General features: G+C 39.8%; 1 pseudogene. It reads left to right on the forward strand.

Features of this window, described 5'->3' with window-relative positions:
- Positions 1-546: 546 nt before the first annotated feature.
- Positions 547-762, forward strand: a pseudogene (locus C7K08_RS16255) (hypothetical protein); the annotation flags it as partial.

The following is a 762-nucleotide window of genomic DNA, read 5'->3' on the forward strand; positions in this document are numbered from 1 at the left end:
CTCTGTTTCACTATTTCGGCAGGGCATTGTTAAGTGATGGCCTGCGCGCTGCAGTAGAAGCGCAGCTTCTAGGCCAATGCCAGAACTAGCGCCAGTGATTAGAATATGCTTCTTTACTATTTGCGAAGTTGCGATCATTTTAGGCTATGCTTGAGAAAAGTATTTTTATTCTATTATGAACTTTAATGGAATCGTAAATTTTGCTAGTTTAACCGGAATCATTCTTCTATTGTTTTCGCTGCCAGCCGCGTTAGCGGCTGCTATRCAGATWCGCTTTTTRATTGGTTGCCGCAAAGAAAGAACARCTGCAATTRTATTTGCAACAGTTTTGCAGTTTATATATTTATTTGCTCGTTTATTGGGCYTGCCTTTAATTGGTGGAATTTTATTTTTYCAGGGTTGGAAACTGGAGCCAATATTTGGMTTTGCATTTTTCCTTTTGGGGCTTGCTTATATMAGTGAGCTYGTARTAAATTTYAAGAGYCAAAGGGATGCCTGGCGCATACGAAAAAATCTGAGCAACCCCAAASCTAGGAGTATTTAAGCTTGAGCACTTTAAAYTTCCAATATCAAGCATTTGGGTTTAATCTGGCAAGTGATATTCCGCTGCCTGAATTAAGCGAAAAGTTGTTAATCGCTAAGGAGCAAAACAGTATATCTGTAGTTAGTGGAAACTATGAAAACTGGCCTTCCATAGAAGTTAGTCCCCACAGCACACAATGCTTGCAGCTTGCAGCTAATGAATGGCGTTTAGCTTTAGAG

The organism is Synechococcus lacustris str. Tous, from assembly GCF_003011125.1.
Classification (GTDB): Bacteria; Cyanobacteriota; Cyanobacteriia; order PCC-6307; family Cyanobiaceae; genus Synechococcus_D; species Synechococcus_D lacustris.